At 66.1% G+C, this 22,120-nt stretch carries 12 protein-coding genes, 1 tRNA gene and 1 pseudogene; 2 read left to right on the forward strand and 12 right to left on the reverse strand.

Annotation, left to right across the window (positions count from 1 at the left end):
- Positions 1-72: 72 nt before the first annotated feature.
- A complete protein-coding gene (locus tag BLS11_RS10490; protein ID WP_114936167.1) occupies positions 73-3,993 on the forward strand; it encodes a PAS domain S-box protein in 3,921 nt (1,306 codons plus the stop codon).
- Positions 3,994-4,011: 18 nt separating this feature from the next.
- On the opposite strand, the gene BLS11_RS10495 is transcribed toward BLS11_RS10490, so the two are convergent.
- From BLS11_RS10495 to BLS11_RS10525, 7 genes are all read right to left on the reverse strand, one after another.
- Positions 4,012-7,383: an MEDS domain-containing protein gene (locus tag BLS11_RS10495; RefSeq protein ID WP_092537050.1), complete on the reverse strand. Its 3,372-nt coding sequence runs from the start codon at positions 7,381-7,383 to the stop codon at positions 4,012-4,014.
- Positions 7,384-7,572: 189 nt separating this feature from the next.
- On the reverse strand, positions 7,573-9,411 hold the full coding sequence (locus tag BLS11_RS10500) for an IucA/IucC family protein (protein WP_092537053.1): 1,839 nt from the start codon (positions 9,409-9,411) through the stop codon (positions 7,573-7,575).
- Position 9,412: 1 nt separating this feature from the next.
- Positions 9,413-10,783: a lysine N(6)-hydroxylase/L-ornithine N(5)-oxygenase family protein gene (locus BLS11_RS10505; protein ID WP_092537056.1), complete on the reverse strand. Its 1,371-nt coding sequence runs from the start codon at positions 10,781-10,783 to the stop codon at positions 9,413-9,415.
- On the reverse strand, positions 10,780-11,415 hold the full coding sequence (locus tag BLS11_RS10510; RefSeq protein ID WP_092537059.1) for a GNAT family N-acetyltransferase: 636 nt from the start codon (positions 11,413-11,415) through the stop codon (positions 10,780-10,782). The genes BLS11_RS10505 and BLS11_RS10510 overlap by 4 nt, the downstream gene beginning before the upstream one ends.
- The gene (locus BLS11_RS10515) at positions 11,412-13,226 is read right to left on the reverse strand and encodes an IucA/IucC family protein (RefSeq protein WP_092537062.1); all 1,815 of its coding nucleotides are present in this window, start codon (positions 13,224-13,226) and stop codon (positions 11,412-11,414) included. The genes BLS11_RS10510 and BLS11_RS10515 overlap by 4 nt, the downstream gene beginning before the upstream one ends.
- Positions 13,223-14,710, reverse strand: coding sequence for a pyridoxal phosphate-dependent decarboxylase family protein (locus BLS11_RS10520; protein WP_092537065.1), 1,488 nt, complete (start codon positions 14,708-14,710; stop codon positions 13,223-13,225). The genes BLS11_RS10515 and BLS11_RS10520 overlap by 4 nt, the downstream gene beginning before the upstream one ends.
- Complete coding sequence (locus BLS11_RS10525) at positions 14,707-16,080, reverse strand: diaminobutyrate--2-oxoglutarate transaminase (RefSeq protein ID WP_092537067.1); 1,374 nt, start codon at positions 16,078-16,080, stop codon at positions 14,707-14,709. Before BLS11_RS10525 ends, BLS11_RS10520 begins: the two co-directional genes overlap by 4 nt.
- 371 nt (positions 16,081-16,451) lie before the next feature.
- Here BLS11_RS10525 and BLS11_RS10530 point away from each other — a divergent pair, with 371 nt between their 5' ends.
- Positions 16,452-20,141: an MEDS domain-containing protein gene (locus BLS11_RS10530; protein ID WP_092537070.1), complete on the forward strand. Its 3,690-nt coding sequence runs from the start codon at positions 16,452-16,454 to the stop codon at positions 20,139-20,141.
- Positions 20,142-20,174: 33 nt separating this feature from the next.
- On the opposite strand, the gene BLS11_RS19620 is transcribed toward BLS11_RS10530, so the two are convergent.
- The 5 genes and pseudogenes from BLS11_RS19620 to BLS11_RS19065 form a co-directional block, all read right to left on the reverse strand.
- A complete protein-coding gene (locus tag BLS11_RS19620) occupies positions 20,175-20,315 on the reverse strand; it encodes a hypothetical protein (protein WP_217628997.1) in 141 nt (46 codons plus the stop codon).
- Positions 20,316-20,345: 30 nt separating this feature from the next.
- Positions 20,346-20,531, reverse strand: a pseudogene (locus BLS11_RS20080) (DUF7344 domain-containing protein); the annotation flags it as partial.
- A gap of 256 nt (positions 20,532-20,787) precedes the next feature.
- Positions 20,788-21,135: a DUF7344 domain-containing protein gene (locus BLS11_RS10540; RefSeq protein WP_092537073.1), complete on the reverse strand. Its 348-nt coding sequence runs from the start codon at positions 21,133-21,135 to the stop codon at positions 20,788-20,790.
- A 566-nt stretch (positions 21,136-21,701) separates the two neighbouring features.
- Positions 21,702-21,774: transfer RNA gene (locus BLS11_RS10545), tRNA-Gln, on the reverse strand.
- 63 nt (positions 21,775-21,837) lie between these two features.
- Positions 21,838-22,044 carry a hypothetical protein gene (locus BLS11_RS19065; RefSeq protein ID WP_139172793.1) on the reverse strand — a complete coding sequence of 69 codons (207 nt, stop codon included), beginning with the start codon at positions 22,042-22,044 and terminating at the stop codon, positions 21,838-21,840.
- Positions 22,045-22,120 lie beyond the last annotated feature (76 nt).

Below are 22,120 nucleotides of genomic sequence, written 5' to 3' on the forward strand. Positions count from 1 at the left end.
AACGAATGTCTGTCTTCGATACCTACTTCCGACAACGGAGGGTTAATGAACGAAAGGGACGTTACGCAGGATATGGTTTCTGGCGCGTTGAGCGACGCTCTTCGGGAGACTCTCGCCGTCTTCGAGTCGAGGGGAGACCCCGGGGAGCCGATGACGACGGCCGAGGTGACGGGGCACCTCGACGTCTCTCGTCGGAGCACCTACGCCCGACTGGAGAAGTTGGCCGACGGGGGGTTCCTCGGCACGAAGAAGGTGGGAGCGAAGGGACGGGTCTGGTGGCGTCCGCGGACCGACGACGGAACCGACGATCTCGCCGCACTCGTCGACGATCTCCCGGGCGTCGTCTACCGGTGGCGGGACGAACCGGATCGACCGGTCGAGTTCGTCGGCGGGGAGTGCGAGCGTCTGACCGGACACACCGCGGAGTCGATACGCTCCGGCGCAGTTAGTTGGGAAGACGACGTTCTCCACCCCGAGGACGCCGCCGACGTGCGCCAAGCGGTCCGGGCTGGACTCGACGGCGACGGGCGCTTCTCGGTGCAGTATCGGATTCTGACGGCCGCGGGCGACGTGCGCTGGGTGTCGGAGCGCGGACACGTCGCCGCGAGCGAGTCCGGCGGGGCGGTCCTCGTCGAGGGGTTGATAACCGACATCTCGGAGGTGAAAGCCGAGAGCCGGCGTTTCGAACGGCAGATCGACGAGGTGTTCGAGCGAATCGACGACGCGTTCTACGCCGTCGACGAGGAGTTCCGCTTCACGCACGTCAACGAACGCGCCGAGGAACTGCTCCGACACTCCGAGGCGGAACTGCTCGGCGAGAGCGTCTGGGACGTGTTCCCCTCGGCGACGGAGACGGAGGCGTGGGAGAGTTTCCACGACGCGCTCGAAACGCAGACGCCGACGAGTTACGAGGTGTACTACGACCGACTGGACTTCTGGGTCGAGGCCAACGTCTACCCCTCCGAGACCGGTCTCTCGGTGTACTTCCGCGACGTGACCGAACGGAAGGTCCGCGAACGCGAACTCGAACAGTACGAGACGCTCGCGCGGACGGCGTCGGACGTCATCGTGACGGTGGACGAACGGAGCGTCGTCCGAGACGTGAACTCGGCTGTCGAAGACGTGTTCGGCTACGAACCGACGGAACTCGTGGGCGAGTCGCTGACGAAACTGATGCCCGACCGACTGTCTGACGTGCACCGAACCGCCGTCCGTCGCTACCTCGATTCGGGCGAACGCCACCTCGATTGGGACTACCTCGAACTCCCCGGCGTCCGCGCCGACGGGAGCGAGATTCCGCTGGCGATTTCGTTCAGCGAGTACGAACACGACGGCGAGCGCTACTTCACCGGAATCGTCCGCGACGTGACCGAACGCAAGGAGATGGAGTCGGACCTCCGCGACAGCGAGAAGAAGTTCCGGACGCTCGCGGAGAACTTAGAGGAAGTCGTCTGGATGACCGCCGAGGACCCGACGGAGTTTCTCTACGTCAACCCGGCGTACGAGGAGGTGTGGGGCCGCGACCGAGAGAGCCTGTACGAGGACGGCCTCAGTTTCCTCGATGCGGTCCATCCGGAGGACAGAGAGCAGGTTCGGGAGGCGTACACCGACCTCCCCGAGGAGGACTACGAGGCGGAGTACCGAATCGTCCGCCCCGACGGGACGGTTCGGTGGCTTCACGCCCGCGGGGTCGCGGTCGGCGGCGAGGACGGCGACGACTTCCGAATCGTCGGCATCGTCGAGGACGCGACCGAGCGGATACGGCAGAAGCGCGAACTCCGGCGACGGGTCCGCCAACAGGAGGTGATAACCGACTTCGGACAGCGAGCGCTCGGAGAGGTGGAACTCGACGACCTCGTCTCCGAAGCGGCCGCTCTCGTCGCCGAAACGCTCGACAACGACTACTGCGCCGTCCTCGACTTCGACGCCGACGCCGACGAACTGCGCCTCAGTCACGGCGTCGGGTGGGAGGAGGAGGCCGTCGGTTCGACGCTCTCGGCCGTCGAAGAGGGGTCGCAGGCGGCGTACACGCTGACGTCGGATCGACCCGTCGTCGTGGAGGACCTCGACGCCGAACCGCGATTCGACGGTCCGTCCCTCCTCACGGACCACGGCGTCGAGAGCGGAATAAGCGTCGTCGTCGGGTCCCTCGCCGAACCGTGGGGCGTCCTCGGCACGTACGACACGGACGAAAACCGCTTTTCGGAACACGACGTGAACTTCGTCCGGTCGGTGGCGAACATCCTCGCGACGGCCATCAACCGCCGGGCGTACGAACGGGAGTTGGTCACCCGCCGGACGGAACTGCAGGAACGCGAACGGACGCTGCGCGACGCGTACGAGATCATCGCGGACCCCTCGCTTTCGCTCTCGGAGCGAATCGACAGCCTGCTGAGCGTCGTCCGGAAGACGGTGGGAACCGACTACGCGACCCTCTCGCGGGTGCAGGACGACGAGTACGTCTTCGAGGCGATAGACGCGCCGTCGGAGGCCGACCTGCGGGTGGGCGACTCGATACCGCTGTCGGCGACGAACTGCGAACGCGTCGTCGAAACCGAACGAACGCTCGTCCTCCGGGACGTCGACGAGGACGCCCCCGAACTGGCCGACCGGGCGGGGAACGCCGAGTGGGGCATCTCCTGTTACCTCGGCGCGCCGGTGTTCGTCGACGGCGAGGTGTACGGCACGTTCTGCTTCTACGATATGGACGCGCGCGCCGAGAAGTTCTCCGACTGGGAGGTGACGTTCATCGACGTCCTCAGCAACTGGGTAGGCAACGAACTCGAACGCGAACGCGACACCGACCGACTCGCCGCCCTCAACAGTCTCAACGAAGTCGTCCGGGAGACGACGGAGGCGGTCATCGAGCAGTCCACCCGCGAGGAGATAGAGCAGACCGTCTGTGAACGCCTCGCCGACACGGACTCGTACCTGTTCGCGTGGATAGGCGACATCAACCTCCCCTCTCAGACGGTGAGTCTCCGAACCGAGGCCGGCGTCGACGGGTTCCTCGACGGGGACGCCGCGCCCGTCGGTCCGGGCGACGAACGCGGCGAGGACCCCACGAGCGAGGTGCTTCGGACCGGCGAGGTCCAGACCCTCCAGAACGTCCAGAACGACCCGCAGTACGAACCGTGGCACGACACCGCCGAGAGACACGGCTTTCACTCCTCGGCCGCGATACCCGTCGTCCACGAGGACACGGTGTACGGGGTGTTGAACGTCTACGCCGCCCGACCGCGGGCGTTCGAGGGGGAAGAGCGGGCGGTCATCGCCCAACTCGGCGAGATCGTCGGCCACGCCATCGCCGCCGTCGAACGCAAGCGTGCGCTGATGAGCAACGAAGTCGTCGAACTCAAGTTCCGCATTCCGGCCATCCTCGACGGCTACGACGTCTCGACCGACGGCCGGTTCACGCTCGACGAGACGGTCCCCCTGAAGGACGGCGAGTACCTCCTCTACGGGACCGAGGAGGGCGCGGCCGACGCGGTGTCGGCGTTCGTCGACGCGCACGGCCACTGGAACGAGGTGACGTTCCGCGAGGACGGCCGCTTCGAGATACGCCTCTCGGACCCGCCGATACTCTCGACGCTCGCGTCCCTCGGCGGGTCGATCGAGGAGGCCGCCTTCGAGGACGGGACGCTGAACCTGACGCTACACATCTCTCCGAGCGTCGACGCGCGCCGACTCATCGAAGTCGTCCGCGACGGCTATCCGGCCGCGGAGATGGTGACGCGAAAGCAGGTCGAACCGGGGGACCGCGACGCCGAACGCGTCCACGAGACGTTCGCCGAGGGGTTGACCGACCGCCAACGCGCCGCCCTCCGCGCCGCCTACCACGCGGGGTTCTTCGAGTGGCCCCGCGAGGCGTCCGGTCAGGAGATGGCCGAGACGCTCGGCGTCTCTCCGCCCACGTTCTATCAACACCTCCGAACGGCCGAGAGGAAAGTGTTCGACTCGCTGTTGCCGTCTTCGGTCGGGAGCGCCGAGTGAGTCCGCGGCGGGGCGTCCTCACTCCTCCTCCGGCACGGGGAGGGTAAAGGAGAACGTCGACCCCTCGCCGAGTTCCGAGTCGACCCAGATGTCGCCGCCGTGTCGCTCGACGATTCGCTGACAGAGCGCTAACCCGATTCCGGTACCCTCGTACTCGTCTCGGCTGTGCAGCCGGTCGAACACGTCGAACACGCGGTCTTGGTTCTTCGGTTCGATGCCGATGCCCTCGTCGCGGACCGATATCACGAACTCTTGCCCACGCCGTTCGGCACCGACGTGAATCCGCGGCGGTTCGTCGCCGCTGTAGGTGATGGCGTTCTCCAGTAGGTTCTGGAACACCTGACGGAGTTGGCTGGCGTCGCCCACGACGGTGGGGAGTCGGTCGGCGGCGATGTCGGCGTCCGTCTCCTCGATTTGAATCTGGAGGTCCTCGCGGACGTCGTCGAGCACCGCGTCCAACGCGACCGGTTCGAAGGGGTCGCCGCGCGTCTCGATGCGGGAGTACTCGAGGAGGCAGTCTATCATCTTCCGCATCCGCTCGGCTCCGTCGACGGCGTATTCGAGGAACTCCTCGCCGTCCTCGTCGAGGGCGTCCTCGTAGCGCTTTTCGAGCAACCGGAGGTAGCTCGTGACCATCCGCAAGGGTTCCTGTAAGTCGTGCGACGCCGCGTAGGCGAACTGCTCTAAGCGCTCGTTCGAGTCTTTGAGTGCCCGTTCGCGCTGTCTCTGTTCGAGTTCGTACTTCACCCACTCGCCCATGAGGTGGTGGAACGTCCGTTCGGCCTCCGTGAACTCCCGGTCGCGGGGCTCAGACGAGACGAAGAAGAACGTCCGGTCGGGTTCGTTGTCGAGGTCGATGTGCGTGCCGAGGTACGTCTCGACGCCGAACACATCGTGAGCGAGGGAGCTCCCGTAGCCGTAGTTCTCCGGGTCGGTGAGGTCCGCGGTTCTTCCGCCCTCGACGGTCAGTTGACAGTACGTCTCCGAGAGCGGAGCCTTCGCGCCGGGCGTGAGGTGCTCGTGGTCGCCGCTGACGGCGTCCACCTCGAACGTGTCGGTCGTCGGGTCGACGCGGGCCAGTCCGCCGAGTTCGAGGTCGAAGCGCTCACAGCCCAACTCGAAGAGGTCCTGCAGTTTCTCGTCGAACGAGCGGTCGGGTTCGGCCATTATCTCGCACAACCGCTGTTGGTAGTGCTCGCGCTGTTCGCGTTCGAGTTCGTAGCTCACCCACTGGCCGATCATGTCTAAGAGCGTGCGCTCGACGTCGGAGAACTCCCGGTCGCGGGGTTCCGTCCCGCCGAACCAGAGCGTCCCGTACGGCGCAGTACCGCTCGTCACCTTTGTGCCGAAGTAGCTCTGCATCTGGAGTTCTCGGTAGACCGGGTCCTCGGTCCAGTCGGTTTCTCGCACGTCCGCCACGCAGACGGGGGCGTCCGTCTCGATGGTTCGTCGACAGAAACAGCCGTCCCCCGGGTCGGCCCACAGCACCTCGTCGTCGTCGACGCCGAGGCCGACGCCCCTCTCCAACCGGAACTCCCCGTCCCACGCCGGGAGGTGATTGAGGCCGCCCATCTCGAGGTCGAACCAGTCACAGCCCATCTCGAGCAACCGCTCGACTTTCTCGTCGAACGAGAGCGTCGGGTCCGAGGTTATCTCGTAGCTCCGTCGCAGGAACTCCTCGCGTTGCCGGCGTTCGAGTTCGTACTTCACCCACTGGCCCATCAGTCGCTGGAACGTGCGGTCGTCCTCGGTGAACGGCGAGTCCCGCGAGCGCTCGGAGACGAAGAAGAACGTCCTGTCGTCGTCGCCCTCGACTTCGATGTACGTTCCGAGGTACGCCTCCACGTCGAACTCCTCGTAGACGGAGATGTCGTCGTACCCGGCTTCGACGGGCTCTTCGACGCTCTCGACGCCGCCGGCGTCGACGGCCGCCGTGCAGTACGTCTCCGACAGCGGAAGTTCGACGCCGGGCGCGAAGTGCTCGTGGTCGCCGCTGACGTACTCGACTTCGAACCGGTTCTCGTCGGGGTCGACCTTGGCCATCGCACCGAGTTCGAGGCCGAACTGCTCGCACCCGAGGTCGAACAGCGCCCCTAACTTCTCCTCGAAGTCGAGCGCCGGGTCCGAGGTTATCTCGTAGCTCTCGCGGAGGTACTGCTCGCGGTGCCGTCGCTCTAACTCGTAGCCGAGCCACTGGCCCATCAGGTTGAGGAACGTTCGCTCGGCGTCGGTGTACGGGCGTTCCCGCGGCGTCTCGGAGGCGAAACAGAGGGTTCCGTACTCGCTTCCCCCCACCCGAACCGTCGTCGCGAAGAACGCGTCGAGCCCGAACCGCTCGTAGGCGGGGTCGTCCGTCCATCCCACGTCGGCGGCGTCCGCCACGGAGACGGGGCCGGGCGACGCGAGTAGCTTCTCGCAGTACGTATCGCACAGCGAGTCCGTGACGCCCGTCGCGATGAGGTCGTGGTCGCCGACCGCTTCGACGATTTCGAACGTGGTCTCCTGCGTTCGCGTGAAGTAGCCGATTTCGAGGCCGAACCGCTCGCGGCCGAGTCGGAGGAGGCGCTGAATCTTCGTCTCGAACGTCGCGTCGGGGTCGGCCAACGTCTCGTACAGTCTGCGCTGGTACCGCTCGCGGGTTTCGAGCGCTATCTTCGCGGTGGTTCGGTCCACGAGCGTCTGCAGTTTCCGCTCGTTGTCCCGTTCGGGTCGCTCGGGACCGAAGTACTCCTCGGGCGGGGTGTAGTAGACGTTGCGGCAGACGGTGTTGTCGTAGACGAGAAGCGGGTGCGTCTCGATGACGTCCTCGATGACCGCCGGGGGGAGTTTCCCGCGGTCGTACTGACAGAGCGCCATCGCTCGCTCGTCGAGGAGTTCGTTGATGTGCGCTTCGCACGACATGAACGCCTCCTGCATCCCTTCGTCGCCGACGAGCCACGTCTCCTCGGCGGTGACGCGGAACCCCTCGTACTCGGTGAGTCCCTCCTCCATCGCGGTGCGGAGGAGGGTCCGCACCGCGTTGAGGTTGAACTCGCCGCCGCGGAGGTACGTCTCCTCGACGGTGCGAATCGACAGTTGCCCCGACTCGAACGCGGCGTCCACGTCCACGCCGCCGTCCCGCAACGCGGCGACTACCTCGTCCCGGGAGTTGTCGTCGGCGATGTACAGACAGCGCTCGCCGGCTTCGATTCCCTCCCGGACGAAGGGGACGACCGTCTCGAACTGCTCGTCTCGGTCCTCGTAGACGAGCGCGAAGTGGTCGGCGTTGTCCGACTCCTCGACGGAACGTGCGGGGCCGCAAAGGCCGGCGCTCGACCGGAGGACGCCGGAGTCGTTGCCGGGCGCGGGCGCGTCGCGCCGGTCGGTTCGGTTCGAGATGTACTTGCTCATCTCCACCCCGCTCCCGTCAGACGCCCGGAAACCGTCGGCACGGTCCGACCGTCGGTTCGTACGGGGGGCGAGAGTCGGATCCGGGTTTGATTCATCACCTCGATGAAGGCCTGCATCGGTGAAAAGGGCATCGCGAGTCGCACTCTCATTCCCGCCGGAAGCCGCCGCGTGGGACGTCTCGTCGTCCCGTCAGTCGTCGGCGGGGTTCGGGCGCTTCGCGTCGTCGGGGCGTTCCGCCGCGACTTCGTGGAGCGCGTTCGCGACGGTACCGTGCTCCGAGGCGTGCGGGCGGCCGGGTGCGTCGTCGTAGCCGTAGTCGAAGATGCGGTTGCGGTTGAGGCTGAGCTTCGTGAACTCCGGTTGGAGCAGGTCGAACAGCTCGAACCGCTCTTCGAGTTCGGGGAACTGCGCCTGGTAGTCGAGGATGGCCGTCCGCGCGTGCGCCCAGAACTCCGCTTCGGGGTAGCCTTCGTGCTCTTCGAGGATATCCGCGACGTACCTGAGGACGCAGACGAACAGCCCGCAGAACACGAACTGACAGAGCCCCTCCGGGGGTTCCTTCCGCAGCACGTCGTGCATCTCGTCGGGGAGCGCCTCCAGTTCGGGGAGCGGTCGGTCGCTGACGTTCACGTCGTCCACGAAGTCCTTCACCGCGAGGCGCGTCGGAACTCCGTCCTCGACGACGAGGATGGTGTTCTGCCCGTGCGGGGAGAACACCGTGCCGTATCGGTAGAGGAAGTGCAGGAGCGGCGGGAGCACCGTGTCGAAGAACTCCGCCAGCCACTCGTCGAGCGTGAGCCCGGACCGCTCGACGAGGCGCGAGAGGTAGGGTTCGCCCTCGCCGTCGACGTGCATCAACGAGGAGAGCGTTATCGCCCGCTCGTCGTCTTCGAGGAAGGAGTAGATGGACTCCCGCCAGACGACGCCCATCAGTTCGTGGTACTGGTAGGGCGAGCCGTCGATGTCGGTGAAGTCCGAGTGGTCGTAGTTGATGCCGGCTATCTCGCCCGGGAGGACGAGCCCCTGTTCTTGGAGGAACTCGTCTCGCTCGTAGATGCCCTTGATGTACTCGGTGACCGTCGGGGCGAGTTCCGTCCGTTCGCCTGGTAGCCCCCGCCAGACGAGCGTGTTGAGGATGCGCATCGGCACCTTCACGTGGTGTTTCTCGTCGTCGTCGACGTTGACGAAGGTGCGCACCGACTGCTGAGGGAGGTACTCGTCGGGGCCGTCGCCGAGGGGGACGATGTCGTCGGCGGCGATGTCGTCGGCGAACAGGGGGACGATGCTGTTGTCCCACTGCCAGTCGTGGACCGGCATGAGGTAGTAGTCGTCCGGGTCGAGGCCCCGCGCGTCGAGTCTATCGCGGAACTCCCCGTAGCGGTCGCCGAGTTCGCTCCGCACGAGCGAATCGTGCTCGACGTCCTCGGTAGCGACGAACGTCGCCTTCTCCTTCCGTACGGCGACCCACGAGAGCGTCACGGGGTCTTTCCGCTCCGGGGCGTACCGCTTGTAGTCGTCGTAGCCCCACCCGAGGCGGCCCTTGTTGTACGTTATCCACGGGTGGCCGTCCATCTCGCCTTCGAGGCGGGCGTAGTCGAGTGCCAGCGGGTCGAACTCCTCTCGATCCCGCCGACGGGCCTCGATGTGCGCGTCCGCGAGCAGGGTTCGCTTGTACTCGCGGACGAGGTTGCCCTCGGTGAGACCGTCGAGGTCGGTCGTCGCGCCGATATCGCGCAGGAGGGTGAGCGGGTCGCCGAGTTCCACCCATTCGTCGTCCGCGCGGCGTTCGACGGTCTCACCGTAGACGTGGAGGCTGTCCATCATCCGCTCTTCGGCCTCGAAGCGGTACGCCGCCTCGCCGAGTTCGAAGCGGTAGGTGGACCGCTCGTCGCCGGCGTCCACCTTCCGCGGCGCGACTATCTCCTCGTAGGCGAACTCTTCGAGCATCTTCGTCAGGAGGCGGCGTTCGACCGTCTCCCAGACGTCTGCGTCCAGTGCGTCCTGAAGCGTCGGGTCGTTGGGATTCATGTTAATCGTCCTGTGTCGGTGTGGAGGTCGGTTCGCTCCCGCGTTCGCGGGAGGCGCCGGGCGCGCGTTCGACGAACTGTTCGACGGAGAAGTCCTGATACACCGTGTCCGTGTCCTCGGGGTAGGCCTCGCGTCCGACCAACCGGTTGACGAACTTCGCGTTGCGGTAACAGCCGAGGCCGAGGTCCGGGACGCCGACGCCGTGGGTGTGGAGTTCGGCGTTCTGGAGGAACACGTCCCCCGGCACGTCTATCTCCAGGCGGTGGTCCTCGGTCACCTCGTACCGGCCCCGTTCGTCCCAGCCGATGGCGTCGGAGAGCGGTTCGAGAAAGTCCGGGACGGGCCGTTCGTAGCCCGTCCCGAGGACGACGACGTCGCTCTCGTGGACGAACGACTCCTCGACCTGCCACTGGTGGCAGTCGAGCGCGTACGCCCCGCCGACCGACTCGATATCCCGCACCTCCGTCATGGCGAAGAGACCCACGTCGGGTTCTCTGTCGCCGATGGAGCGCCGGTAGAGCAGGTCGTATATCTCGGCGCTCGTCTCCGGGTCGACGCCCTTGTACAGCAGGTCCTGATTCGGGATGAGGTCGTCTTTGACCGCCTGCGGGAGGTCGTAGACGTACCGGTCGTACTCGGGCGTGAAGTGCTGGAGGCCGAGTTTCGAGTACTCCATCGGGAAGAATCCGTCCGACCGGGTCAACCAATCGAGGCGGTAGCCGTGGTCCGACTGGCGTTCGAGCAGGTCGTAGAACACCTCGGCGGCGCTCTGTCCCGACCCGACGACGGTGACCGACTCCGCCTCCAGCGCTCGGTCGCGGTGGTGGCGGTACGTCGCCGTGTGGAACACGTCCTCCTCGGGGTGGCCCCGGAGGTGTTCGGGAATCGTCGGCCGGGAGCCGATGCCGAGAGCGAGGTTCTCGCCGCGGTACTCGAACCGTTCGCCGGTGTCGGGGTGGCGCGCGGCGACGACGTAGTGGTCGCGGTCGTCGTCCCACCGAACCTCGGTGACCTCGCGACCGAACCGACAGGTGTCGAGGTTCGCGACGACCCACCGGAGGTAGTCGTTGTACTCCCGCCGGGGGATCTGGAACGTCTCGTAGAAGTAGAACTCGTAGATGCGGCCCGTCTCCCTGAGGTAGTTGAGGTAGCTGTGGGGGTTCGTCGGGTCCGCGAGCGTCACCAGGTCCGCGAGGAACGGTACTTCGAGCGTCGTCCCCTCCAACAGCATGCCCTCGTGCCAGTTGAACTCGGCGTCGCGTTCGAGGAAGGCGGCGTCGACGTCCTCCTCGACGCCGTCCAGCATGGCCGCGAGGCCGAGGTTGAACGGGCCGAGACCGACGCCGACCACGTCGTAGGCGTCGTCGGTCATTCGGCGCTCACCCCCCGCGTCCGCGCCGTCGTCGGGTCCGCGAGCACGTCTGACTCGAACCGGTCGCGGTCGCAGACCAAAAGTAGGGCGTCCTTCTCGGCTTCCTCGAAGTAGAACTCCGTCCGCGGTTCGAATCCGCACTTCTCGAAGACGCGGACGACGCGGTCGTTTCGGGCGTCCGGTTCCGCGATCACGCGGTCCGTCTCGGGGTGGCGGAACTGCATGGCGACGACCGCCCGCATCAGCGGAAGCGCGTACCCGTTTCCGAGGTACTCCTCGGGGCCGATGAGCAGGTGGATCCCTCTGTCGGCCGGGTCGGCGTCGTAGTGGTTCGCCACGTCGTCGTCGGCCGCCCAGTAGCACTCCCAGTAGCTCATCGGAACGTGGTCGAGACAGCCGACGTAGGGGGTGAGGTGGTCGTCCGCGAGTTTCTCCGCGAGGCGGTCGCGGAACGCCGGCAACGGCAGGTCGAGCTGCCAGTACGGCTTCACGTGGTCGCTCCCGAGCCACGCGTGGAGGCGGCCGAGGTCGCGCTCCAGCGAGGCCCGACGGAACGAAATCGTCTTCTCGATGCTTCTGTCGTACGTCTGGTAGTCGTACGCCGCCGAGATTGTCGCGTCTGGGCCTGTCATCTGTCGAGTTCGGTGACGAGCGGGTTCTTCACGTCCGCGTAGACGGACTGGTTTTCGAGGTCGTTCTCCAGTTCGTCCAACCCCCGGAAGCGAGTGAGCAGGTTCGCCTTGCAGGGGACGGTCGGCGACTCCAAGAGGGGGTCGAGGAACGTCGAGGAGGGGCGGTCGTACCGTTCGCGCGCCCGTTCGAGTTCGTCGCGGAGGAGTCCGAGCAGGCGTCGCTCCCCGACGAGGCCGGCGGCGCCGAACGCGTTGACGACGCCGAGGGCGTTGTTGAGAATCACGTAGTAGCGGAGTCGCTCGTCGGCGACGGCGTCCGCACAGACGGTGTCGGCGCGTTCGCCGACGCCCGGCAGGTACTCCTCGACTTCGGGGTAGACCGACTCGGGGAAGTAGAAGCCCTGATTGTCGCGGTAGCGGAACTCCGCGGGGTACCCCTCGTCGTCGAGGGTGAGCACGGAGTTCTGCTGGTGGGCCTCGACGCCGACCCCCTGCACGAGGTAGAGCCAGACGACGGGGCGGACCGATATCCGGAGGTAGCGGCGGAACCACTCCGCGCTCACCGCCTCCGTCGACCGACCCTCCCGGTCGGCGATGGCCTCGACGAGTCGGCCGAGGCGCGAGCGTCCGGTGACGGCGTCCTGACAGAGCGAGACCAGCGGCGTCGCGTTCGCCGCGGCGTCGCCTCGGAACGGGTTGGCCCGCAGAACCGTCTCCAACCCGGACTCGGCTCCGTCGCCGACGTCGAGCGCGAGGTACGCGGGGTCGCGCACGACGTCGAAGTCCGGGAACGCCGCGTCGAGTTCGTCGCCGAAGTCGGTGTCGAGCAGTTCGGCGACGGCGACGCCGCGTTCGAGTTCCGGGCGCTTGTTCGTCCGGACGGAGTTCGTTATCTGCACGTTCAGCGACGACTTCACCATGAACGGAGCGTCCTCGCTGTAGAGCGTCCGGACCGACGTGGTCGGGTAGAACTCCCGGCCGACGGCTCCGAAGTGTTCGAGTCCGTCGCCGAGGCGGTTCCGAACGCGGTCCCGTTCGAGGAGATACTCCGCCTGCCACGGGTGGACGGGCAGGAGCGCGTCCTCGCTCTCGACGTGTTCGGCGACGAACGACTCGGACACCGCCGGGTCCTCGCGGAGGGCGTCTTTCACCCACGCCGCGGCGCTCCGGTCGAGCGCCGAGTCCGCCGAGACGAGGTCCGGCGTCGCCCGGAAGTAGTACAGCGGGAACGACCCGCGCAGTTCCGGCGCGTACGTCGCCCGGTTCCGCGCCGCGATGCCCCGCCGGCTCTTCGGCGTCGGGTGGCGGTGGTGGCCGAAGACGAGCGCTTGCTCGGCGTCGCGGAACGAGAGCCGTTCGGCGTAGAGTCGCTCCGCGTCGCCCTTACGCGCCGCGACGAACGACTCGACGCTCCGCTTGCTTCGGAGGACGCGCTCCAACAGTTCGTCCGGGACGGCGTCGCCGTCGCTCGCGAGGGAGAGGTCCTTCACCACGAGCGACGCGAGCGTGGCCGCGTCGGCCGGGTGCGCCGTCCCGCCCGCGAACCGGTAGCGAACGGGCGTCTCGAACAGGTGGCGCTCGGTCGGCGAACGGTGCGCGAGCGGAGCGAGCAGTTCGATGTCCTGCGCCGAGAGCGTCTTCCGGAGGAGTCCGTCGGGGCCGGGTTCGACGCCGCCGACGGCCGTCCCGACGACGTCGTAGTCGCCCGTCTCGCGCAGGTAGCAGTTGAGGAAGGCGTGGACGGTGGCGGCGTCGGCTCGGTCCGACGGGTCCACGTCGCTGTCCTCGCGCCGTTCGGTGCCGAGGCTCACGCCGCCACCCCCCGTTCGGCGGCGACGTCGGATCCGCAGTCCCGGACGGCGTCGAGCATCGCGGCGACGTCGTCGAGCGTCGCGGTCGGATTCAGGAGCGTGAACTTCAGGCTCGTCACTCCGCCGACATCGGTGCGCGCTACGACCGCGCGGCCGTCTCGGAGGAGTTCGCTCCGAACTGCGGCGTTCAGCCGACTCACGGCCGCGTCGTCCATCCCCTCCCGCGGCCGGTAGCGGAAGACGACGGCGTTCAGCGTCGGCTCGGCCAGCAGTTCGAAGTCGTCGGCCGCGGCCACGAGTTCCGCGGCCTCGTCGGCCAGTTCGAGGGTCCGGTCGACGAGAGTCGCGAGCCCGCTCCGTCCGAGGGCGCGGAACGCGACGTAGGGTTTCAAGGCGTCGAAGCGGCGCGTCGTCTGGACCGACTTCGCGACGAGGTTCGGGACGCCGGCCTCGTCGTGTTCTTCGGGGTTGAGGTACGCGGCGTTGCGGGCCATCCACTCGAAGTCGTCGCCGTCGCGGAGCAGGAACGCCCCGCAACTGATGGGTTGGTAGAACAGCTTGTGGAAGTCGACGGCGACGGAGTCGGCCCGCTCGATTCCGTCGATGAGGTGGCCGTGGTCGTCGCTCACGGCGAGGGCGCCGCCGTAGGCCGCGTCCACGTGGAACCACAGGTCGCGCTCGGCGGCCCGGTCGGCGAGGGCCGCGAGGGGGTCGACGCTGCCGAAGTCGGTGGTCCCCGCGGTGCCGACGAGGGCGAACGGGTCGGCGTCCCGGTCGTCGAGTTCGGCGAGCGTCGAATCGAGCGCGTCCGGGTCCATCCGGCGGTCGTCGTCGGTCGGGACGGTGACCACCGCACGTTCCCCGAGTCCGAGGTGGTGTGCGGCCTGCTTCCCGGTGAAGTGCGCCTCCTCAGAGCAGAGGATGCGGAGCGATTCGGCGTCCGCCGGGAGGCCGTCGGCCTGCACGTTCCGACCGAAGCGCCGGTCGCAGTGGCGGTCGCGGGCGAGAAGCAGGGCCTGAAAGTTCGACTGGGTGCCGCCGCTCGTGAAGACGCCGTCCGCGCCCGACGGGAGGCCGAACAGGTCGCAGAGCGCGCCGACGACTCGCTCTTCGAGAACCGTCGCGGCGGGCGCTTGGTCGAAGGAGTCGAGCGACTGGTTCGTCGCGGTCAAAAGAGCCTCCGCGACCAGTCCGGGAATCATCGGCGGGCACTGGAGGTGGGCCGCACACCGGGGGTTCGACGTGCCGACGGAGTGGGCCAGAACGCGCTCCGACACCTCGTCTATCGCCGCGTCGAGACCCCGCCCGTCCTCGGGGACGACGGGGTCGTCGAACTGCGCGGCGAGGGCGTCCGGCGACGCTCCCGAGTAGGGGTCGTCGCCGTCGGCGAACGAGTCGAGGACGGCATCGACCGCCCGGCCCATCGCCTCGCGGTACGCCGCGTCGCCTCCGTCGCTCCCGAGGAACAGTTCGTCGGCGCTCATGCGGTCACCTCCCGCGTCGAGCGCCGTCCGTCGGCGACGGCCGCGACGGCCTCGTCGAAGATAGCCGCCACGTCGTCCGCCTGTTCCTCGGAGAGTATCAACGGCGGGAGGAAGCGCGCGGTGGCGCTCCCGCGCCCGCCGAGTTCGATGATGAGTCCGCGCTCGAAGCACTCCGCTTGGACCGCCTCGGCGAAGTCGCCGTCCGGCGCGTGCGGGCCCGGCCCCCGCCAGTCGTCGTCCTCGGCGACGAACTCGACGCCGAGCATGAGACCCCGACCGCGAACGTCGCCGACGGCGTCGAATCGGTCGGCGGTGGATTCGAGGCGCTCGCGCAGGCGCGCACCGACCTCGGCGGCGCGGTCGTCGAGGTCGTGTTCGAGGACGTAGTCGATGGTCGCCTCGCCGGCGGCCATCGCGAGTTGGTTCCCCCGGAAGGTGCCGGCGTGGGCGCCCGGTTCCCAGACGTCGAGCGACTCGTCGTAGACGACCACCGCCAACGGGAGGCCGCCCCCGACGGCCTTCGAGAGGGTGACCACGTCGGGCGTGATGTCCGCGTGTTCGAAGGCGTACAACTCGCCCGTGCGACCGAGCCCCGCCTGAATCTCGTCTAAAATCAGGGGGATGTCGCGCTCGCGGGTGATGCGGCGCATCTCGCGGAGCCACTCGTCCGGCGCTGGCACCGCGCCCGCCTCGCCTTGGACCGGTTCGAGAATCATCCCCGCGGGCTCGGTGATGCCGCTCTCGGGGTCGTCGAGGAGGTTTTCGACGTACCGGCTCGCGATGCGGTGCCCCTCCTCGCCGCCGACGCCGAAGGGACAGCGGTAGTCGTAGGGGTACGGGAGGTGGTGAACGTCGCTCGTCACCCCGGAGATGGGCTCTTTGGCGTCGGTGTCGCCCATCAAGCTGAGCGCGCCGCTCGTCATCCCGTGGTAGGCCCCCTGAAACCCCAGCACGCTCCCGTTTCCGGTCGCCGTCTTCACGAGCTTCAGTGCCGCTTCGACGGCGTCGGTCCCCGCCGGACTGCAGAACTGAACCTTCGCCGAGTCGGCGAACGCCGACGGGAGACTGTCGAACAGCGAATCGACGAACCGCTCCTTGGCGGGCGTGCTGATGTCGAGTGTGTGGAGCGGCCGGTCCGCGTTCAGGGTCCGCTCCATCGCCTCGACGACCCGCGGGTGGTTGTGCCCGAGCGCGAGGGTGCCGGCCCCCGCGAGGCAGTCGTAGTACTCGTTTCCGTCCATGTCGGTCACGGTCACGCCGTGAGCCTCGCGGATGGCCAACGGGAGGTGGCGCGGATACGTTCGCGCGCTGGACTCGCGCTCTGCCTGCTGTGTGAGTATCCGTTCGTTCCCCCCTTCGAGATAGCTCACTACGGGTCACCTCCGCGATTCGGTGTGTCTGTCTCCCCGAGTTGCCGCTCGTACTGCCGAATCTTGCGCATGCCATGTTTTAGGCCAGCCTAAAACAACGTAAATCTGGCGGATTTTAGGCGGTCCTAAAACTAATGTGACTATCCGTCGTACGGCATCCGTACTGAATATTTCGGACGAGGACACGAGTTAGGGTACTGCGGAGAGAGAGGAGCGTCGGTGTGCGACCGCGAGAGGCCGGTTCGAGGTGCGCCGTCTCGGTTCTGTTCTCCCTCGCCGTTATCCTCGGTAACCCTGACGTTAACAGGCGTCCGCGAGTACACGTAGTCAAGAAAGTCATTCGGACGCGCCGGGCGGCCGAAGGATGTCCAATGAGTAAGCAGATACCGACCCACACCGACCAGCGCACGACACCCGTTTTCGAGGGGAGATACAGCCCTTCGCAGTCGAGTTCCGCACTCCGCGGCCCCGTCGAATCGCTCGACGGAGCGGAGGACAACGACCACCTCGCACTCGTCTACGAGGACCGAGCCGAGCAGTTCGCGGCGGTCGTCCCGTTCGTCCGAGACGGTCTCGAACGGGGCGAGCGGTGCGTGTACGTCGCCGACGACAACACCGTAGACGAGGTGCTCGACGCGATGCGAGAGCGCGGCGTCGACGTCGACGACGCGCTCGAATCGGGGGCGCTCTCGGTGCACACGGAAGGGGAGGTGTACCGTCGAGCCGGCGAGTTCGACTGCGACGCGATGATGGAGTTCTGGAAGGAGACGCTCGCGGACGCGGCCGCCGAGGGGTTCTCGGGGGTCAGAGCCGCCGCCGAGATGACGTGGGCGCTCGACGCGGACAGCGACCACGACGAACTCTGCGAGTACGAATCGCTGCTCAACCCGCTGTACGACGGCGACGAGTACACCGTCCTCTGTCAGTACAACCGCGACCGGTTCCCGGCGGAAGTCGTCCACGACGTGCTCAAGACTCACCCGTACCTCGTCTACGACAACACCGTCTGCCGCAACGTCTACTACACCCCGCCCGAGGAGTACTTCGGCCCCGAGCGGCTATCGCGCGAGATCGACCGGAAGCTGGAGACGCTCGTCGACCGGACCGACGCGCGGTTGACGGTCACGGCCCGCGAACACTACCAGCGGGAGGTGTACGAGATAATGTCGGACTCCGACCGCGAGTTCGACGAGAAGCTCGACGCGCTGTTCGAGGTGGGGTGCGAGCGGTTCGGTCTCGATCTGGGCGGGTTAGCCCGCGTCGACCCCGAGACCGACCTGTTCGAGGTGGAGGCTATAAGCGGTGAGCACGACCACCTCGTCCCCGGGGCGCGACTCGACCTCTCTGAGACCTACTGCCGAGTCGTCGCCGACAGCGACCCGGAGCCGAACGAAGCCGTCTCCGAACCCGTCGAAATCACCGACCCCGTCGACAGCGGATTCGAGAACGCGGCCTGCTTCGCCGAGTTCGACGTGCGGGCGTACCTCGGTACCCGCGTCCCGGTCGACGGCGACGACGACCGGACGTTCTTCTTCGTCGCCGAAGAGCCCCGCGAGGAGTCGTTCACCGAGGAAGAGCGCACGTTCCACCGACTGATGGGCCAGTGGCTGCGGTACGAACTCCAGCGGCGACAGCGCGAGCGCGAACTCCGCGAGCGGACGGAGCATCTGAACGCGCTCGTCGAGACGACGCCGGAGTGCATCAAGACGGTCGCCGCCGACGGGACCCTGCTTCAGATGAACTCCGCGGGGCTCGAGATGGTCGGAGCCGACTCGGCGTCGGACGTGGTCGGCGCGTCCGTCTACGACCTCATCGCGTCCGAGGACCGCGAGCGGTTCCGCGAGTTCAACGAGCGAATCTGCGAGGGAGAGCGCGGGACGCTGGAGTTCGACATCGTCGGTCTGGACGGAACGCGCCGCCACATGGAGTCGCACGCGGCACCGCTCCGACGCCCCGACGGAGAGACCGTCCACGTGGCGCTGACGCGCGACGTCACCGAGCAAGTCGAGCGGGAAGCGGAGCTCCGTCGGGCGAAGAACCGCTTCGAGACGGTGTTCGACCGGAGCAACGACGCGATATTCGTCAACGACCCCTACGAGGACGAGATGGTCGACGTCAACCCCGCCGGACTGGAGCTCGTCGGCTACGACCGCGAGGAACTGCTCTCTTTGGGCCCGTCCGACTTCCACCCCGACGAGATGGGGCAGTTCCGAGCGTTCGTCGACGGCGTGTTCGAGAACGGTCACGGGTGGACGGACGAGCTGTGCTGTCGGACGAAAGACGGGGAGGACGTGCCCGCCGAGATATCGGCGTCGGTCATCGAACTCGACGACCGGGAGCTGATGCTCGCGGTCGTCCGCGACGTCAGCGACCGGAAGGAACACGAGCGATACCAGCGCGAACTCTACACCATCACGGCCGACCCCGAACTCGGGTTCGACGAGAAGCTCGAACGCCTGCTCGAGTTGGGACGCGACCGGTTCGACCTCGAGATGGCCGGACTGAATCACCTCCCGTCGTGGGACGGCGCGTTCCGACTCGAGAAGGGCGTCGGTCTCGATATCGACCCCGACGAGGAACTGTGGACCGACCCCGGTAACGACTGCTACTGCCGCCGGACCATCACCGAGGACGAACCGGTCGACATGGCCGACGTGCGGGACACGGAGTGGGCCGACGACGAGGTCTACCGAGAGTTCCACATCACCAGCTACCTCGGAACGAAGGTGTCGAGCGGTTCGACGCCGTACGGGACGCTGTGGTTCGGGAGCACCGAACCGCGCGAGGAACCGTTCTCGGCGGCCGAGCGGTCGTTCATCGAGTTGATGGGGCAGTGGGTGAGCTACGAAATCGAGCGCCGCGAGGACAACGAGTCGCAGCGGGAACTGTACGAGATCACCGCCGACGTGAGCCTCTCGACCGACGAGAAGATCGACCGCCTGCTGGAGACGGGGTGTGACCGCCTCGACCTCCCGGTGGGAATGTTGACCCGCGAACGGACGGAGGCGTTCGAGATAAAGCACATGCGCGGCTCTCACCCCGACCTCGACGAAGGGACGCTCACTCCGCCGCTGACGGACAACTACTGCCGCCGGGTCGTCGAGACGGGCGACTCGATCAGCGTCGGCGACGCCGGTTCGGCCGGATGGGACGAAGACGCCCTCTACTACGAGTTCGACCTCCGCTGTTACGCCGGGACGCAGGTGACCGTCGACGGCGACGCCTACGGAACCGTCTGCTTCGCGGACACCTCGCCGCGGGAGGGGTTCACGGAGGCCGAGCGGACGTTCCTCGACCTCTTGGGTCAGTGCGTCGGCTACGAACTCGAACGCAAACAGTACGAACGGGAACTCGAGGAGACGGTCGACCAACTCCAGCAGTCGAACGAACGGTTAGAGCAGTTCGCGTACGCCGCCTCCCACGACTTACAGGAACCGCTCCGGATGGTCACGAGCTACCTCCAACTGCTCGAACGTCGGTACGCGGACGCGTTCGACGAGGACGGCGAGGAGTTCCTCGAGTTCGCCGTCGACGGCGCGGACCGCATGCGCGAGATGATCGACGGCCTGCTGGAATACTCCCGGGTCGAGACGCGGGGCGACCCCTTCGAACCGGTCGAGTTGGACGCGGTGCTCGACGACGTGCGCGAAGACCTCCAGATTCAAATCGAGGAGGCGGACGCCGACATCGCGGCGGGAGAACTTCCTCGCGTGGAAGGCGACGCCAGCCAACTCCGCCAAGTGTTCCAGAACCTACTGGAGAACGCCATCACCTACAGCGGCGACGAACCGCCGCAGGTTCACGTCGACGCGGAACGGCGAGGGCGGGAGTGGCTACTCTCGGTCCGCGACGAGGGAATCGGCATCGAACCGGAGGACCAAGACCGGATATTCACCGTCTTCGACCGACTCCACAGCCGCGAGGAGTACGACGGGACGGGACTCGGACTGGCGCTCTGTGAACGGATTATCGAACGTCACGGCGGCGACATCTGGGTCGAATCCGAGCCGGGCGAGGGGTCGACGTTCTCCTTTACCCTCCCCGCGGAACAGGACCGATAAGCAGCGTCACCGTCCTCGGCGGAAACCGGCGTCCTATTCGGAACCGCGCGGACGGGAGCTGTAGGGGAGCGCATAGGGCCACTCGTCTAACTCCGCCGCCGCTTCGAGCAGTTGGTCCCTCCGTTCGCTCTCGGTGAGGCACACCTCGTCTTCGTTCTGCTCTATGATTCTCAAGTCGCGTAACAGAGGGAAGTGAAAGTGGGCTAATCGGATGTGGGCGCGTTCGATATCCTCCTCGCCGAGGGAGTCCGGCGAGGTGCGATGTCTGCGGGCGGCGACCCGGCGAGCGAGCTCTTCTTCGGCCATCCCCTCATCGGCGCGTACGAGCTCGTGAAGCAGAATCTGACGGTCAGCGCTGCCGAGCACTCGAAACGCCTCCGTCTCTTTCATCTCTACGGAGAACGGTGTTTCGTTGGGAAAGGAACCGTGGCTAAACACTTCGGTATTCACCTCGATATCCCGTAATTCACTTACAGAAATGAAGAATACTGTCAATTATAACTAATCAATTTGAACGACGTTCCGACTCTCGATGGCCGTCAGCGTAACCGAAAACATAGTCCACATGTCTTCGCGATTCACTCCGACATCGCAGTCGCGACGTTCGACGATACGGTCGCAGAGCACTCGAAAATCAGAGGTGAGATTAGGCGTCGATGAGCGTCTCTGCGGCGCGCTGTGCCGAATCCGTCTCGTCGGTCGGAACCGCGAGACGGGCTTCGGGGGAGTAGTCGAGAACGCCGGCCTCGTCTAACTTCGGCAGGTGGGCGTGGTGCAGTTTGATCTTCAGTCGTTCGAGTTCCGACGGCGTGGGGGCGTCGAACGATGCGTTTCCGGCCTCCACGGCGACGCGCTCTGCCAGTATCGAGAGGCTCACGGAGGCGTCCTCTTCCGCGAGGACTCTGACTACGGCTCGTCGGTGTTCGTCTTCCAGGACGGCGAGATAGTTACGAAGCGGTCGGTCGGACGAAGCGCCGTCTTGTTTGACTGCCATTCTATCTCTACGATCGTTCTCTACCCACGAAAAGTATGCACCTAACATAATTGGGCGAGTGGAGACTGTCTACCACGAAGAGAGTTCTCGCCGCCCAACAACCGAAGAACCGAATGTCACGGCAGTCGATATGAGCCCTCCGGCTCTCGATAGTGGACCCCGATGTACACGTTTGGACCAAAATGAGTAGGTACTGACATTAGGGGACACCTCTCCATAGAGGACAGTCATGTATGACCTCCGTTGCGTTTCTTGTGATTTCAGCACATCTGCCGAATCACTGTCTGAGGCGCTAGATATCGTAGAATCTCACCGGGAGAGATACGGAGACCGTCATTTCGTCGAGTTCGATCAAGTGTCGGATGCGGACAGTTGAACTTCGAGACAGGTCACCACCCGTCGTTCCGTGTTCGCCGGTACGCGTTCCGTCTCCTCTCGGGACCGGCGTCCACCGAGTAATTCGGGAACTACCGGGCGGATTCGAACCGCGACGGCTCGAATTCTCTCGTCTTCTGGGTCTCGAATCCGAGTAACGACTCTTACTGCTCGCTGAGACTCGCAGAAAGTAGTCCCGGGCGGATTCGAACCGCCGTCAATGGCTCCAAAGGCCATTATGATTGGCCACTACACCACGGGACTTCTCAGTACTCACTCGTCGGTCCGCCTTTGAAAACCCATCGGGTTCGAACGACTGCGAGGAGGTCAGTCTATCGCGAGGTCCGGGTCGGCGTCGAGTTCGTGTTCGACGGAGAACCCGCCGCAGTTCGGACAGACGTGGTACTCTACGTCGTACGAGACACCGCATCCGAGACACACGTACGTATACTCGTCGGTCGTCGTCCCCACCCCGTCTCTGGGCCCCAGTCCCGCGAAACGGAGGAGACGACCGATAGTCGCTGTCCCATCCATAGTCGAACGCAAGAACTGGATTCCCTTAACCGTAGGTGGCACTTGCAGCCTCGGATATCTGTTTGCTCGCGGTGAA

This window comes from Halopelagius longus (assembly GCF_900100875.1).
Taxonomy (GTDB): Archaea; Halobacteriota; Halobacteria; order Halobacteriales; family Haloferacaceae; genus Halopelagius; species Halopelagius longus.